General features: G+C 71.0%; 13 protein-coding genes. 12 read left to right on the top strand and 1 reads right to left on the bottom strand.

All coding sequences use genetic code 11. The features are described 5' to 3' along the window. Nucleotides 1-145 precede the first annotated feature (145 nt). From BG418_RS12545 to BG418_RS12585, 9 genes are all read left to right on the top strand, one after another. Nucleotides 146-1,390 carry a helix-turn-helix transcriptional regulator gene (locus BG418_RS12545; RefSeq protein WP_188273886.1) on the top strand — a complete coding sequence of 415 codons (1,245 nt, stop codon included), beginning with the start codon at nucleotides 146-148 and terminating at the stop codon, nucleotides 1,388-1,390. Between the two features lie 274 nt (nucleotides 1,391-1,664). Next, entirely contained in the window at nucleotides 1,665-2,996 is a 1,332-nt protein-coding gene (locus tag BG418_RS12550) for a NarK/NasA family nitrate transporter (RefSeq protein WP_188273887.1), read from the top strand. 126 nt (nucleotides 2,997-3,122) lie between these two features. Continuing rightward, complete coding sequence (locus BG418_RS12555; RefSeq protein WP_188273888.1) at nucleotides 3,123-4,268, top strand: uroporphyrinogen-III synthase; 1,146 nt, start codon at nucleotides 3,123-3,125, stop codon at nucleotides 4,266-4,268. Nucleotides 4,269-4,379: 111 nt separating this feature from the next. Then, a complete protein-coding gene (locus BG418_RS12560) occupies nucleotides 4,380-4,949 on the top strand; it encodes an ABATE domain-containing protein (RefSeq protein WP_188273889.1) in 570 nt (189 codons plus the stop codon). A 203-nt stretch (nucleotides 4,950-5,152) separates the two neighbouring features. Continuing rightward, the gene (locus BG418_RS12565) at nucleotides 5,153-5,716 is read left to right on the top strand and encodes a sigma-70 family RNA polymerase sigma factor (RefSeq protein WP_101388525.1); all 564 of its coding nucleotides are present in this window, start codon (nucleotides 5,153-5,155) and stop codon (nucleotides 5,714-5,716) included. Beyond that, nucleotides 5,713-6,471: an anti-sigma factor gene (locus tag BG418_RS12570; protein WP_188273890.1), complete on the top strand. Its 759-nt coding sequence runs from the start codon at nucleotides 5,713-5,715 to the stop codon at nucleotides 6,469-6,471. Before BG418_RS12565 ends, BG418_RS12570 begins: the two co-directional genes overlap by 4 nt. 118 nt (nucleotides 6,472-6,589) lie before the next feature. Then, entirely contained in the window at nucleotides 6,590-9,007 is a 2,418-nt protein-coding gene (locus BG418_RS12575; RefSeq protein ID WP_188273891.1) for a UvrD-helicase domain-containing protein, read from the top strand. Nucleotides 9,008-9,437: 430 nt separating this feature from the next. Further along, nucleotides 9,438-10,853, top strand: coding sequence for an NAD-dependent malic enzyme (locus tag BG418_RS12580; RefSeq protein ID WP_188273892.1), 1,416 nt, complete (start codon nucleotides 9,438-9,440; stop codon nucleotides 10,851-10,853). Between the two features lie 340 nt (nucleotides 10,854-11,193). Next, entirely contained in the window at nucleotides 11,194-11,475 is a 282-nt protein-coding gene (locus BG418_RS12585; RefSeq protein WP_156726700.1) for an HU family DNA-binding protein, read from the top strand. Between the two features lie 205 nt (nucleotides 11,476-11,680). On the opposite strand, the gene murA is transcribed toward BG418_RS12585, so the two are convergent. After that, a complete protein-coding gene (gene murA, locus BG418_RS12590) occupies nucleotides 11,681-13,021 on the bottom strand; it encodes a UDP-N-acetylglucosamine 1-carboxyvinyltransferase (protein ID WP_188273893.1) in 1,341 nt (446 codons plus the stop codon). A 229-nt stretch (nucleotides 13,022-13,250) separates the two neighbouring features. Between murA and BG418_RS12595 the strand changes: the two genes are divergently transcribed. From BG418_RS12595 to BG418_RS12605, 3 genes are all read left to right on the top strand, one after another. Beyond that, the gene (locus BG418_RS12595) at nucleotides 13,251-13,811 is read left to right on the top strand and encodes a YqgE/AlgH family protein (RefSeq protein WP_188273894.1); all 561 of its coding nucleotides are present in this window, start codon (nucleotides 13,251-13,253) and stop codon (nucleotides 13,809-13,811) included. 30 nt (nucleotides 13,812-13,841) lie between these two features. Beyond that, nucleotides 13,842-14,126, top strand: a complete 285-nt coding sequence (locus BG418_RS12600; protein ID WP_188273895.1) for a DUF3039 domain-containing protein — start codon at nucleotides 13,842-13,844, stop codon at nucleotides 14,124-14,126. Between the two features lie 159 nt (nucleotides 14,127-14,285). Further along, nucleotides 14,286-15,944: a beta-N-acetylhexosaminidase gene (locus BG418_RS12605; protein WP_188273925.1), complete on the top strand. Its 1,659-nt coding sequence runs from the start codon at nucleotides 14,286-14,288 to the stop codon at nucleotides 15,942-15,944. The last annotated feature ends 97 nt before the right edge of the window (nucleotides 15,945-16,041 follow it).

Genomic DNA, 16,041 nt, shown 5'->3' on the forward strand with positions numbered 1-16,041 from the left:
TTCGGCATCTCGTCGACTCCCCATGGTTGATGGCCGCGCCCCGGACCGGTCGCCCGGTCGTGGCGCTGTGCGTCACCAAGACCCTTGTGGTGAGCGTGGGTTGAACCCATCCCATGGCCCTATGGAACCGTCCTATATTTGAGGTATGGGGGAAACGCGCGGGACCCCGTGGTCCCACCCACAGCTGGTCGCGGCGGTCGCCGACGAGGACTGGGGTGCGGTCTTCCGTACGTACCGGAAGCTCACCGGGCTGAGTCAGACGAGGCTCGGGGAACGCGTCGGGCTTGCCCAGCCCGATGTTTCGGACATCGAGCGCGGGCGTCGCCGGGTGACCTCTGTCGAGGTGGTGCAGCGCATCGCGGTCGGGCTCGGCGTTCCCGCCGGCCTGCTGGAAGGGGAACAACCGGACGCCGGTGCGGTTCCCAGCCTGCGGCTTTCCGGAGCGGTGCCGGACGACGATCTCCTGCACCGGGTGACCAGCGTGGTCGACGCCTCGCTCCGCGTGGACGCCGCCACCCTCGACTGGCTCGACCGGTTGCTGGCCGAGCATCGCAGGGCCGAAGACCTCATCGGGGCAAGGCCGTTGGTCGGCGTGATGCGTCAGCAGCTCCGTACGGTCGTGGACCTGTACGCGGGTGCGCGCGGGCCCCTGGCCGACCGTGTCGTACGGCTGGCCGCCGAGCATGCGCAGTTCCTCGCGTGGATGGCGCAGGATCAGGCGCAGACGGCTGCGGCCCTGGCCTGGTACGACCGCTCGCACGAGTGGGCGTTGGAGGCCGGGGACGCCAATATGGCCGCCACGACGCTCAGCATGAAGGCGCACATGGCGTGGTCCGGCGGTCGTGGGACCCGGTGCGTGCGGCTCGCGGAGGCCGCCCGATGGTCGGCCCCCGGAACCTCTCCAGGAGTGCAGGGCATGGCCGCGCAGATGGCTGCCCGGGGCCATGCGCTCGACGGAGCGCGGGATGACACGCGCCGCCTGCTGGACGAGGCGGAGAGCCTCATCGCCCGGGCGTCCGAGCGCCCCGAGGACGAGCCGGTCTGGATGTACTTCTACGACGAGACGTGGTTCGCGCTGCAACGCGGCATGGCCGCGCTCCACCTGCGTGACTGGCGAGCCGCCGCGGACCGCCTCGCGGTCGGACTCGACGCGCTGCCGGACGAGTACCGGCGCGACAAGGCGTGGTACCGCGCCTGCCTCGCGCACGCCTTCGCCGGAGCGGGCGAGGCCCCGGAGGCCGTGACCGTCGCTCTGGCGAGCCTCCCCGACGCCGCTGCCGTCGGCCGCCCGCACGCATGGGACGAGCTTCACACCGTCGCCGCCGTACTCATGCGTCGAGGGGCCAAGGAAGGACGCGAGCTGGTCGCCGCTCTTCGCGAGCGCGACTGAGGCGAGGGACGTACGTCAGTCGCGGGCGACGGGGCCGCTCCCGCTCCAGCCCCCTCTGTTCGACTGCGGACGCCACCGGCCGCCGCGCCCCCTCCCCCCGCCCTACAGTCGGTCGCACCCTCACCGCACCCCCCGTCCTCGCGTGAACACAAGGTTGCCCGGCGGTCACACGGCGGCACGGGGGTGAAATCCCGTGTCCCTACCGTCGGGTGTCCGGAAACGAACCCTGCGCAGCGCATGGCATCGCGACGACACGATCGATCATGGAGGCGTCATGAGTGGCCGTTGGATCCAGGAGTGGGATCCCGAGGACGAGGTCTTCTGGCGGGAGACCGGGGAGAGGATCGCCCGGCGCAACCTGCTGTTCTCCGTCTTCTCGGAGCACATCGGGTTCTCCCTCTGGTCCATGTGGTCGGTCATGGTCCTGTTCATGGGGCCCGCCTACCACGTCGACCCGGCCGGGAAGTTCTTCCTGATATCCACCGCCACCGCCGTCGGCGCGGTCGTACGGATTCCGTACACCTTCGCCGTCGCCAGGTTCGGCGGCCGGAACTGGACCATTTTCAGCGCGCTTTCCCTGCTGGTGCCCACCGCCGCCGCGTACGCCGTGATGAAGCCCGGGACCTCGTACGCGACCTTCATGGCCGTCGCCGCCCTCGCCGGAATCGGGGGCGGGAACTTCGCCTCCTCGATGACCAATATCAACTCCTTCTTCCCCTTGAGGAAGAAAGGCTGGGCCCTCGGGCTCAATGCCGGGGGTGGGAACATCGGGGTGCCCGTGGTGCAGCTCGTCGGGCTGCTCGTGATCGGGACCGCCGGGGCCACGCATCCGCGCATCGTGCTCGCCGTGTACGTGCCGCTCATCGTGGCCGCCGCCGTCGGCGCGGCCTGGAAGATGGACAACCTCGCGCCCGTCAGGAACGACACCGGGGCCGCGCTCGAAGCCGTACGCGACCGGCACACCTGGATCATGTCGCTGCTCTACATCGGCACCTTCGGATCGTTCATCGGGTACAGCTTCGCCTTCGGGCTCGTGCTCCAGACGCAGTTCGGGCGCACCCCGCTCCAGGCCGCCTCGCTCACCTTCATCGGGCCGCTGCTCGGCTCGGTCATCCGGCCCATCGGGGGTCTGCTCGCCGACCGGGTCGGCGGGGCGCGGATCACGCTGTGGAACTTCGCCGCGATGGCGGTCGCGACCGGCGTCGTGATCTACGCGTCCGTCGAGAAGTCGCTCGGCGTCTTCCTCGTCGGCTTCATCTCGCTGTTCGTGCTCAGCGGGCTCGGCAACGGGTCCACGTACAAGATGATCCCGGCGATCTTCCAGGCCCGTGCGGTGTCCAAGGGCATGGTGGGCGAGGACGCCGTCGCGTACGGGCGGCGGCTGTCGGGGGCGGCGATGGGGCTCATCGGGGCGGTCGGCGCGCTCGGCGGCCTCGGCATCAACCTCGCCTTCCGGCAGTCCTTCCTGTCCAACGGCACCGGAACCGCCGCATTCGTGTCGTTCCTCGCCTTCTACGCGGTCTGCTTCATGGTCACCTGGGCCGTATACCTTCGCTTCCCGGTGGCGAAAGCCACCGCGTCGGAGCGGGTGTACGCCGGGGTGTAATAGAGCACACGGACAGCGCCGCACCAGCCCTTGCCGTAACGCCAGGGAAATGCGCGTGAACCGGCCCTGTCATGGGGGGTTGACAGGCTCGGGCGACCCGCCGCACCACCCCACTGGAGAGCCGCCATGGTCGACACACCTCACGGGCCCCGGCCCCTCGCAGGCTTCACGGTCGGGGTCACCGCCGCCCGCCGTGCCGATGAGCTCGGGGCGCTGCTCCAGCGGCGTGGCGCAGCCGTCGTGCACGGGCCCGCCCTGCGCATCGTGCCGCTCGCCAACGACAGCGAACTCCTTTCGGCCACCAAGGAGTTGATCGACGAGCCGCCGCACATCGTGGTGGCCACCACCGCGATCGGCTTCCGGGGCTGGGTGGAGGCGGCCGACGGCTGGGGCCTGGGCGAGCCGCTGCTGGCCCGGCTGCGCGGCACCGAACTGCTCGCCCGGGGCCCCAAGGCCAAGGGCGCGATACGGGCCGCCGGACTCACCGAGGAGTGGTCGCCCTCGTCCGACTCCATGGCCGAGGTCCTGGACCGCCTCCTCGACCACGGAGTCGAGGGCCGCCGGATCGCGGTCCAGCTGCACGGCGAGCCGCTGCCCGGCTTCGTGGAGGCGCTGCGGGCGGCGGGCGCCCAGGTCGTCGGCGTACCGGTGTACCGGTGGCTGCCGCCCGAGGACATCGGCCCGCTCGACCGCCTCCTCGACCTCACCGTGGCGCGCGGGCTCGACGCGCTCACCTTCACCAGCGCGCCCGCCGCCGCCTCCCTGTTCACCCGGGCCGAGGCGCGCGGGATGCTCCCGGAGCTGCTGAGCGCGCTGGACCGCGAGGTGCTGGCCGCCTGCGTCGGGCCGGTCACCGCGCTGCCGTTGCAGGCCCACGGGATCAAGACGGTGGCACCCGAACGGTTCCGCCTCGGGCCGCTCGTCCAGCTGCTCTGCTGTGAACTTCCCGCCCGATCGAGGGCGTTGCCCATCGCCGGGCGCCGGGTGGAGATCCGGGGGCACGCGGTCCTGGTCGACGGCGAGCTGCGGCCGGTCCCGCCCGCCGGGATGTCCCTGCTGCGCACCCTCGCCCAGCGGCCCGGCTGGGTCGTCTCCCGCGCCGACCTGCTGGGCGCCCTGCCCGGCTCGGGCACCGACGAGCACGCCGTGGAGACCGCGATGACCCGGCTGCGTACGGCCCTTGGCGCGCCCAAGCTCATCCAGACCGTGGTCAAGCGCGGCTACCGGCTGGCGCTCGACCCGGAGTCGGACGCGAAGTACGCGGATGCGTAGGGAAAGAGCCGAGTAGAGGCGTTGTGGCGCGGCAGGAGGGGTTCCGGCGTCGGCCCCGGGCGGGCACTCTGGGGGAGAGCACTCACCGGTAACCCCCATAGGCGGTGACGCATGTTGCGGTTCGACTCCGGGCGGATCTGTCTGGATCTGGTGGCGACCGGGGCGTACGACAGCGATCAGCTCGACAGCGCCGGGCGGCTCGGACAGTGGCTGCTCGGCACCGGTCTGGTGCCGGCCGGGACCCCGCTCGACCGGGCCGACGGTGTGTGGCTGGTGCGCTTCGCCGAACTGCGCGACCAGATCGGGCAGTTGGTGTACGCCGAGCTCACCGGCCGGGGCGCCGGCGCCGCCGCGGCCCTGGAGCGGGTCAACGCCCTCGCGGGCGCCGCACCCCCGGGCGTACGTGCGATCCGGGGCGCCGACGGACGCCTTGTGCGCACCTTCAGCGGGGACCCCGACTGCACGGCGCTGCTCGCCGTGGTCGCCCGGGACGCCGTCGAACTGCTCACCGACCCCGAGGACCGGTCCCGGCTGCGCCAGTGCGAGGGCGACAACTGCTTCCGGCTCTATCTGGACACCTCGCGCGGGCGTCGTCGGCGCTGGTGCTCCAGCGAGGTCTGCGGCAACCGGGAACGAGTCGCCCGCCACCGCCGCCGCGCGGCTGTTGCCGCCACCTCGTGAATTCATGGGCCAAAACTCTCAAGCCGACGCTGTCACCTCGTAAAACGCTTAAAGCGACCTATGTACCGCCTTTAAACCTCTCCCGTCCCACCCGTGCGAAAAAACTTTCCCGGGCGTTGAATGGGATCAGCCGGAGCTCCGTATGGAGGGACAGGAGCCCGTCCGCAGTCGCGGCCGGGCAGGGTCTCGACCGGGAGGTTCTGGTGCGCAAGGATGCCGCCGTGGCCGATGACCGTCCGCAGGGCGCCCGGCACCGCTCCGTTCCGGACGAGGAGCTGATGCGGGCGCTCTACCGTGAGCACGCGGGTCCGCTGCTCGCGTATGTGCTCCGTCTCGTCGCCGGCGATCGCCAGCGTGCCGAGGACGTCGTGCAGGAGACGCTCATCCGTGCCTGGAAGAACGCCGGTCAGCTCAACAGAGCGACCGGTTCGGTCCGCCCCTGGCTGGTGACGGTCGCACGGCGCATCGTCATCGACGGCCACCGCAGCCGGCAGGCCCGGCCGCAGGAGGTCGATCCGTCGCCGCTGGAGGTCATGCCCGCGGAGGACGAGATCGACAAGGCGCTGTGGCTGATGACGCTCTCGGACGCACTCGACGACCTGACGCCCGCCCATCGGGAGGCGCTGGTCGAGACGTACTTCAAAGGACGTACCGTCAATGAAGCGGCCGAGGTGCTGGGCGTACCGAGCGGGACCGTCAGGTCCCGGGTGTTCTACGCCCTGCGGTCCATGAAACTCGCGTTGGAGGAACGGGGGGTGACGGCATGACCACGCCGGAGTACCAGTCCGAACACGAGGCGGTCGCGGCGTACGCGCTCGGCATCCTCGACGACGCCGAGGCCACGGCCTTCGAGGCCCACCTGGCGGGCTGCGACCTGTGCGCGGCCGAGCTCGACCAGCTCGGCGGCATGGAGCCGCTGCTCGCCACCCTCAAGGAGTTCCCGGGCCCCGCCGAGCGCCCGCTGCGCCCGGCCCCGCCCAGCATGAGCGAGCGCCTGATCAGCGAGGTCGCGATCGTGCGCGCGAAGCGCCGGCGCCGCACCCAGTACCTGGTGGCGGCCGCGGCCGTGCTGGCCATCGGCGGCCCGGCGGTCGCGGTGGTGGCCACGTCCGGCAACGACAGCGGCACCTCCATCAGCGCCGAGCCGCACCCGACGAGCCCCGCCGAGGACGCGTTCTTCCACCACATGAACCAGAAGGTGGCGGCGACCGACGCGACGACCGGCGTCACCGCGACCGTGGGCACCGAGCCGAAGGCGTGGGGCACCCACACCGTCCTGGAGCTCAAGAACGTCAAGGGCCCGCTGAAGTGCAGCCTCATCGCCGTCGGCAAGAACGGCGAGCTGGAGACGGTCACCACATGGGCGGTGCCCAAGTGGGGTTACGGGATCAAGGACAGCCCGAACAAGGAGGCGGAGTACCCGTTGTATGTGCACGGCGGTACCGCCATGAACCGGGACCAGATCGATCATTTCGAGGTCCGCACCCTCGACGGCAAGGCGTTGGTCGACGTGCCCGCCTGAGCCGTGCGCCGGGATGTGACCTGATCCGTGACCGATCAGCGGCTGGTCACCGCCTGACAGACCCGCCCCCTTCGCGTACGGTTGACGGCTGCCCAATGCACGTCAGAAGGGGGCCTCGGTGGCCGCGCAGGAAGCCGCTGTCGACTCGGTCAGAGATCGCGAGATCGGAGTCGAACAGGAACACCTGGACAAGGTGTACCGCCGCCTTGAGGAGAAGATCCACGAGGCGGAGTTCCTGATGAACGACGCCGCCAAACGCGGCCAGGTGGGCACGCCCGGCGCGCTCGCCGAGCGGGACGCCCAGGTCTTCAGGGCCGGGATCCATCTCAACCGCCTGAACAACGAATTCGAGGACTTCCTCTTCGGCCGGATCGACCTGCTGCTCGGCAGGGACGGCAAGAAGGGCCCCGACGGCGCCTACACGGCCGTGGAGCCCGCCGAGGGGGCCGTACGCGAGGACGAGGGCGGGAAGTACGCCGACATCGCCGAGACGCTCCACATCGGCCGTATCGGCGTCCTCGACTCGGACTACGCGCCGCTCGTCATCGACTGGCGGGCGCCCGCCGCCGCGCCGTTCTACCGCTCCACCCCGGTCGACCCGGGCCGGGTCGTACGGCGCCGCGTCATCCGCTCCAAGGGCCGCAAGGTCCTCGGCGTCGAGGACGACCTCATGCGTCCGGAGCTCAACGCGACGCTCGACGGCACCGAGCTCGCGGTGATCGGCGACGGCGCCCTGATGGCCGCGCTCGGCCAGGCCCGCAGCCACACGATGCGGGACATCGTCGCCTCCATCCAGGCCGAGCAGGACCTGGTGATCCGGGCGCCCGCCGCGTCCGTCACGTATGTGGAGGGCGGCCCCGGCACCGGCAAGACGGCGGTCGCGCTGCACCGGGCCGCGTATCTGCTCTACCAGGACCGCCGCCGCTACGCGGGCGGCATCCTGATCGTCTCGCCGACCCCGCTGCTCGTGGCGTACACCGAAGGCGTGCTGCCCTCGCTCGGCGAGGAGGGCCAGGTGGCGATCCGCGCGGTCGGCAACCTGGTCGACGGCGCCGAGGCCACCGCCTACGACGACCCGGCGGTCGCCCGTATCAAGGGCTCGTCCCGGATGCTCCAGGTGCTGCGCCAGGCGGCCCGGGGAGCCCTGGAGACGGGCGAGCCGGGGCGGAACCGGACGCGGCGGGGCGGCCGGGGTGCCAATTCCGCGGGCGGGGGACAGGACTCCGCTCAGCTCGCGTTCGGCGAGGAGCCGCAGGCGGAGAAGGCGGCGACGACCCCCACCCTGCTGCGCGTGGTCGCCTTCGGGCGCCGCGTCGAGCTGGAGAACGAGGAGCTGCGGCGCATCCGCCAGGCCGTGCTCGGCGGGACCGCGCCGGTCAACCTGCTGCGCCCGCGCGCCCGCAAGCTGCTGCTCGACGCGCTGTGGTCCCGCTCCGGCGCGGCCGGGCGGCACACGGACCCGGAGCTGGCCGCCGAGCTGCGCTCGTCGTTCGACGACGACATCACCTCCGAGGACAGCTTCATCGCGTTCCTGGACGCCTGGTGGCCCGAGCTCACCCCGCGCGGGGTGCTCGCCGCGATGGGCGACGAGCGGCGGCTCGGCCGCTGGGCGAGACGGGTGCTCACGCCCGGCGAGACCCGGCGTCTGGCGCGCTCGCTGTCCCGCCTCGACGCCAAGGGCCACGGCCCGCTCTCGGTGCACGACGTGGCGCTCCTGGACGAGCTCCAGACGCTGCTCGGCACCCCGGCCCGGCCCCGCAAGAAGCGCGAGTACGACCCGCTGGACGCGCTCACCGGCCTTGAGGAGCTGATGCCGCAGCGCGAGGAGACCCAGCGCGAGCGCGCGGAGCGCCTGGCCCAGGAGCGCACCGAGTACGCGCACGTCATCGTCGACGAGGCGCAGGACCTCACGCCGATGCAGTGGCGGATGGTCGGCCGCCGGGGCCGCACGGCCACCTGGACGGTCGTCGGCGACCCGGCCCAGTCGTCCTGGTCCGACCCGGACGAGGCGGCCGCCGCGCGCGACGAGGCGCTGGGCTCGCGCCCGCGCCGCCGCTTCGAGCTGACGGTGAACTACCGCAACCCGGCCGAGATCGCCGAACTGGCCGCGCGCGTACTGGCGTTGGCGATGCCGGGCATGAAGTCCCCGGCCGCCGTGCGCTCCACGGGCGTCGAGCCGCGCTTCGCGGTCGTACGGGATGATCTCGCGCAGTCGGTACGCGACGAGGCGGCCCGGCTGCTCGACCAGGTCGACGGCACGGTGGGCGTGGTCGTGGCGATGCGTCGGCGCGAGCAGGCCGCACGCTGGCTCGCGGGCCTCGGCGAGCGCGTGGTGGCGCTCGGCAGCCTGGAGGCGAAGGGTCTGGAGTACGACGCCACCGTCGTCGTATCGCCCGCCGAGATCGCCGACGAGTCGCCCGCCGGGCTGCGGGTGCTGTACGTGGCGCTGACCCGGGCCACCCAGCAGTTCACGGTCCTCGCGGGCGAGCGCGACGAGCCGGACGCGAACGGGGTGCCGGACCTGCTGCGGGACTGAGGGGGCGCCATGGAGGGGCTGAGCCGACCCGGTACTGAATCCGAGTCAACTCGCGATGCTTGAATCACTTGCCGGGGTGGTTTGTTAGCCTGGATACGGCACCGGCTCGATCCAAGCCCCCGGGCCCAACCTTAGTCGCCTAGAGCGACCACTTGCCGCGAGGCGAGCATGGCGGGTCGGTGTCTTTAACGTCAGCAACAGGCCCACGTCATCTTCCGATGGCGTGGGCCTGTTGTGCTTTCCGGGTCCTCCGGCGCGCGTTTTCGGGGCTTCCGCCCGGCGATCGACTCTCGTATGGTGGAAACTGTTTTCCGCAGGACAGACCGCGTTACCGGCTACCCGCCGGTAGGTGCGAACATCGGATGGCGTTGCCCGGCAACAGCCGGCGCGGCGCTAGCAACGAAGCTAGGGAAAGCAGAGGAACCCGGTCATGGCAACGGCGCCCAGCGTCTCGTACTCGATGACGGTCCGGCTGGAGGTGCCCGCCAGCGGAACGGCGGTCTCCCAGCTCACCACGGCCGTGGAGTCCTCCGGCGGTTCGGTCACCGGCCTCGACGTGACCGCCTCCGGCCACGAGAAGCTGCGGATCGACGTCACCATCGCGGCCACCTCCACCGCGCACGCCGACGAGATCGTCGAGAAGCTGCGCGGGATCGAGGGCGTCACCCTCGGCAAGGTCTCCGACCGTACGTTCCTGATGCACCTCGGCGGCAAGATCGAGATGCAGTCGAAGCACCCCATCCGCAACCGTGACGACCTCTCGATGATCTACACCCCGGGTGTCGCCCGGGTGTGCATGGCGATCGCCGAGAACCCCGAGGACGCCCGCCGCCTCACCATCAAGCGCAACACCGTCGCGGTCGTCACCGACGGCTCGGCCGTCCTCGGCCTCGGCAACATCGGCCCGATGGCCGCCATGCCGGTCATGGAGGGCAAGGCGGCCCTCTTCAAGCGCTTCGCCGACATCGACGCCTGGCCGATCTGCCTGGACACCCAGGACACCGACGAGATCGTCTCGATCGTCAAGGCGATCGCCCCCGGCTTCGCGGGCATCAACCTGGAAGACATCTCGGCCCCGCGCTGCTTCGAGATCGAGGCCCGCCTGCGCGAGGCCCTCGACATCCCCGTCTTCCACGACGACCAGCACGGCACCGCCATCGTGGTGCTCGCCGCGCTCACCAACGCGCTGCGCGTGGTCGGCAAGGGCATCGGGGACGTACGGGTCGTCATGTCCGGCGCGGGCGCGGCCGGTACGGCCATCCTCAAGCTGCTCGTCGCGGCCGGCGTGAAGAACGCGGTCGTCGCCGACATCCAGGGCGTCGTCCACTCGGGCCGCGCGGACCTGGCGGGCCCCGAGGCGGGCAGCGACATGGCGGCGCTGCGCTGGATCGCCGAGAACACCAACCCGGAGGGCCTGACGGGCACTCTGAAGGAGGCCGTGGTCGGCGCCGACGTCTTCATCGGCGTCTCCGCCCCCAACGTCCTGAACGGCGACGACGTGGCCGCGATGGCCGACGGCGCCATCGTCTTCGCGCTCGCGAACCCGGACCCGGAGGTCGAGCCGGGCGTGGCGCGCGAGACGGCCGCCGTGGTGGCCACCGGCCGCTCGGACTTCCCGAACCAGATCAACAACGTGCTGGTCTTCCCGGGCGTCTTCCGCGGCCTGCTGGACGCCCAGTCCCGTACGGTCAACACGGACATGATGCTGGCCGCCGCGACGGCGCTGGCGGACGTGGTGAGCGAGGACGAGCTCAACCCGAACTACATCATCCCCTCGGTCTTCAACGACAAGGTCGCGGGAGCGGTCGCGGGAGCGGTGCGCACGGCGGCCCAGGCCGCCTTCTGAGCGTCCGGCGCGTCGCGGGATGCGGGGTTGTGGGGCCGCCCGTAGGGTGGCGGACCATGACCCCGCATCCGCTCCGGCGGTTCCATTCAGTCTCCGCAGAGTCGACGGAGCGTCACCAACAGCAGGCTGTGGCGCTTTTCGTGTGACTCCGGAGGGTGCCGGATTGGCTTTCCCGCCACAGGTGGGGGCAGGATGCTCCCCCAAGGACTTCGTCCAGGGGGAACCCCCAAGGACGCGAGCGTCGTGGGAACGGACCCGGGTCCGGGGACTGACCGAGGACCCTGGCAGCATCGGCTTCGATCTCACGCCTCACAGGCAAGAAGAACACGGGAGTAAGAACATGAACCGCAGTGAGCTGGTGGCCGCGCTGGCCGACCGCGCCGAGGTGACCCGCAAGGACGCCGACGCCGTTCTGGCCGCGTTCGCCGAGACCGTCGGCGAGATCGTCGCCAAGGGCGACGAGAAGGTCACCATCCCCGGCTTCCTGACCTTCGAGCGCACCCACCGTGCCGCTCGCACCGCGCGCAACCCGCAGACCGGTGAGCCGATCGACATCCCGGCCGGCTTCAGCGTGAAGGTCTCCGCGGGCTCGAAGCTCAAGGAAGCCGCGAAGGGCAAGTAAGCGTTCCCTTTGCGGACCGCTTGGCTTTAACGACGAAGGGCGGCCACCCCCGTGGAGGGGGGTGGCCGCCCTTCGTCGTGAGCGGGGTGCAGGGGGCGCTGCCCCCGCCAGGGGTCCGGGGGCGTAGCCCCCGGGAGAACCACCTCCGCCCCCACCCACCCCCGGAGGGTTTAGGGAAGGGGCGGGGTGGGGTGAACCCCCAGGGTCAGCTGAGCGCGCCGTTCGGGAGCTCCACCTTCGCGCCGAGCTCCACCAGCTTCTCCATGAAGTTCTCGTAACCCCGGTTGATCAGGTCGATGCCATGGACCCGGGACGTCCCCTGGGCGGCCAGCGCGGCGATCAGGTACGAGAAACCGCCCCGGAGGTCCGGGATCACCAGATCGGCGCCCTGGAGCTTCGTGGGGCCGCTCACGACCGCGGAGTGCAGGAAGTTCCGCTGCCCGAAGCGGCAGTCGGAGCCACCGAGGCACTCGCGGTACAGCTGGATGTGCGCGCCCATCTGGTTCAGCGCCGAGGTGAAGCCGAGCCGCGACTCGTACACCGTCTCGTGGACGATCGACAGGCCCGTGGCCTGCGTCAGGGCCACGACCAGCGGCTGCTGCCAGTCGGTCTGGAAGCCGGGGTGGACGTCCGTCTCCAGGGCGATCGACTTGAGCGAGCCGCCCGGGTGCCAGAACCGGATGCCCTCGTCGTCGATCTCGAAGGCGCCGCCGACCTTCCGGTACGTGTTCAGGAAGGTCATCATCGACCGCTGCTGCGCGCCGCGGACGTAGATGTTGCCCTCGGTCGCGAGCGCCGCGGACGCCCAGGAGGCGGCCTCCAGGCGGTCCGAGAGGGCGCGGTGGGTGTAGCCGCCGAGGCTGTCGACACCGGTGATCCGGATGGTCCGGTCGGTGTCCATGGCGATGATCGCGCCCATCTTCTGCAGTACGCAGATGAGGTCCTCGATCTCCGGCTCCACGGCGGCGTTGGAGAGCTCGGTCACACCCTCGGCCAGGACGGCCGTGAGCAGCACCTGCTCGGTCGCGCCGACCGACGGGTACGGGAGGCGGATCTTCGTGCCGCGCAGGCGCTGCGGGGCCTCCAGGTACTGGCCGTCGGCACGCTTCTCGATGGTCGCGCCGAACTGCCGCAGCACCTCGAAGTGGAAGTCGATCGGCCGGCCGCCGATGTCGCAGCCGCCCAGGCCCGGGATGAAGGCGTGGCCGAGCCGGTGCAGCAGCGGGCCGCAGAGCAGGATCGGGATCCGCGAGGACCCCGCGTGCGCGTCGATGTCGGCGACGTTCGCGCTTTCGACATGCGACGGGTCGAGAATCAGCTCGCCCGGCTCCTCGCCGGGGCGGACGGTCACCCCGTGCAGCTGCAGCAGGCCGCGTACGACGCGTACGTCGCGGATGTCGGGCACATTGCGCAGCCGGCTCGGACCGCTGCCGAGCAGGGCGGCGACCATCGCCTTCGGCACGAGGTTCTTCGCGCCGCGGACGCGGATCTCGCCCTCCAGCGGGGTTCCGCCGTGGACAAGCAGTACATCGTCTGTGCCGGTCATGAATCTCGCGTTCCGGAATCGTCGGGCAGGGGGCCAGAGAAAAGGGTAAGGGGCCTGGACCCATGTCCCGTAAGGGCGAGGGGGCTTCGCAACCGTAATGAATTTGCCACAACACGCTCCGCTCAAGGGAGTTCTGCGCAGCGTCACCGCGCTCCGTGGCCGGAAACGGTCGCGCCCCATTGCTGCCGTGCGCTCCCCGCCGGGGCCGAAGATGCGGGATCATGTCCGCATGACCGAGGTGTCCTCGCTCACAGGGCGGCTGCTCGTCGCCACCCCCGCCCTCGCGGATCCGAACTTCGACCGCGCGGTGGTGCTGCTCCTCGACCACGACGAGGAGGGCTCCCTCGGCGTGGTCCTGAACCGCCCGACCCCGGTCACCGTCGGCGACATCCTGGAGCCGTGGGCCTCGCTCGCGGGCGAGCCCGGGGTGGTCTTCCAGGGCGGCCCGGTCTCCCTCGACTCCGCCCTCGGCGTCGCCGTCATCCCCGGCGACGAGGGGCCGCTCGGCTGGCGCCGGGTGTACGGGGCGATCGGCCTGGTCGACCTGGAGGCGCCCCCGGAACTGCTCGCGGCGGCCCTGGGCTCGCTGCGGATCTTCGCCGGCTACTCGGGCTGGGGCCCGGGCCAGCTGGAGGACGAGCTGAGCGACGGGGCCTGGTACGTGGTGGAGTCCGAACCGGGCGACGTCTCCTCACCGGAACCGGAATCGCTGTGGCGCGCGGTGCTGCGCCGCCAGCGCAGCGAACTGGCGATGGTGGCGACGTACCCCGACGACCCTTCGCTCAACTGATGCCGCCGCGCTTCAGTACGCTAGGAACTTATGAGCACTCTTGAGCCCGAGCGCGGGGCAGGTACGGGGACCCTCGTAGAGCCGGTACCGCAGGTATCGAACGGCGACGGCGACCACGAGCGCTTCGCCCACTACGTCCAGAAGGACAAGATCATGGCGAGCGCGCTCGACGGGACCCCCGTCGTCGCGCTCTGCGGCAAGGTCTGGGTGCCGGGCCGTGACCCGAAGAAGTACCCGGTCTGCCCGATGTGCAAGGAGATCTACGAGTCCATGGGCGCGGGCGGAGACAAGGGCAAGGACAAGGACAAGAAGTAGCGCCGTTCGGGGTGCGGTGCGTTTCTGGCCGCGGACCGTGCCGCCTTGCTCGCGCAATGCCCCGCGCCCCTGATGCCTGAGGGGCGCGGGGAACTGCGCGCTTAGCCACCGACGGCCCGCAGTCGCAGTACTACCGGGGTTAGCGTGTGCCGCATGGCCATGACTTCTGCGGATCTGATCCCGGCGCCGCGCAGCTCGGAATGCCGTGCCGACAGCCCCGGCTACTTCTCGCTCGACGAACGCACCTCGCTGGACGCGGGCCCCGGCACCGGCGGCGTCGCACGCTGGCTGCGCGCGGCGGTCGGCGCCGCCACGGGGCTGCCGCTCCCGGACGGCGCCGGGCCGCACGCCGTACGGCTGCGGATCAGCGCCGACGTGGAGCGCGAGCTGGGCCCCGAGGGCTACCGGCTCTCGACGGACGGCTCGGTCGCCGACGTCGCCGTCCTCATCGAGGGCGGCAGTGCCGCCGGGGTGTTCTGGGGCGCTCAGACGCTCCGTCAACTGCTCGGCCCCGAGGCGTTCCGCCGGGCACCCGTCATGGCGGGGCGTGACTGGGACCTGCCACTGGTCACGGTCGAGGACGCCCCCCGTTTCCCCTGGCGCGGCCTCATGCTCGACGTCTCACGTCACTTCACGCCCAAGGACGGCGTGCTGCGTTACCTCGATCTGCTCGCCGCGCACAAGCTCAACGTCTTCCACTTCCACCTCACCGACGACCAGGGCTGGCGCATCGAGATCAAGCGCTTCCCGAGGCTCACCGAGGTCGGAGCGTGGCGTTCACGGACCAAATACGGCCATCGCGCGTCCGAGTTGTGGGACGAGGAGCCGCACGGCGGCTACTACACCCAGGACGACATCCGCGAGATCGTCGCGTACGCCGCCGAGCGGCATATCTCGGTGGTTCCGGAAATCGACATCCCGGGCCACTCGCAGGCGGCCATCGCCGCATACCCCGAACTGGGCAACACCGACGTCATCGACACGACCCGCCTCTCCGTCTGGGACACCTGGGGCGTCAATCCGAACGTACTCGCCCCCACTGACAACACCCTCCGCTTCTACGAGGGCGTACTCGAAGAAGTCCTCGAACTCTTCCCCGCGGCCACTTCGCCGTTCGTCCACATCGGCGGCGACGAGTGCCCCAAGGACCAGTGGAAGGCGTCCCCGGCCGCGCAGGCGCGCATCAAGGAACTCGGGCTCGCGGACGAGGACGCGCTCCAGTCGTGGTTCATCCGCCACTTCGACCGCTGGCTCGCCGACCGGGGCCGCCGCCTCATCGGCTGGGACGAGATCCTGGAGGGCGGCCTGGCGCCCGGCGCCGCCGTCTCGTCGTGGCGCGGCTACGCGGGCGGCATCGAGGCCGCGCGGGCGGGCCACGACGTCGTCATGTGCCCTGAGCAGCAGGTCTACTTGGACCACCGGCAGGCCGCCGGGTCCGACGAGCCGATGCCCATCGGATACGTACGCACACTGGAAGACGTCTACCGCTTCGAGCCCGTTCCACCGCAGCTCACCGAGGCCGAGGCGGCGCATGTGCTGGGCACCCAGGCCAACGTCTGGACCGAGGTGATGCGGGACCAGGCGCGGGTGGACTACCAGGTGTTCCCCCGGCTCGCCGCCTTCGCCGAGGTGGCCTGGTCGGCGCTGCCCGAGCCCGAAGAGCGTGATTTCGCCGCGTTCGAACGGCGAATGGAGGCGCATTACGGGCGACTTGACGCGCTCGGCGTCGCGTTCCGCCCGCCCGGCGGCCCGTTGCCGTGGCAGAAGCGCCCGGGGGTGATCGGACGCCCGATCGACGGGTCGCCCCCAAACGTGTGAGCCGGGGCGCAAGACGGGGGCCCGCCGCCCGGGATCCTGGAACCGTGAGCCGCGACCACCCCGTGCGGATAAGTCGTACAACACCTGCGAATTCGGA

It is taken from the genome of Streptomyces sp. CBMA152, assembly GCF_014596475.1.
Classification (GTDB): Bacteria; Actinomycetota; Actinomycetes; order Streptomycetales; family Streptomycetaceae; genus Streptomyces.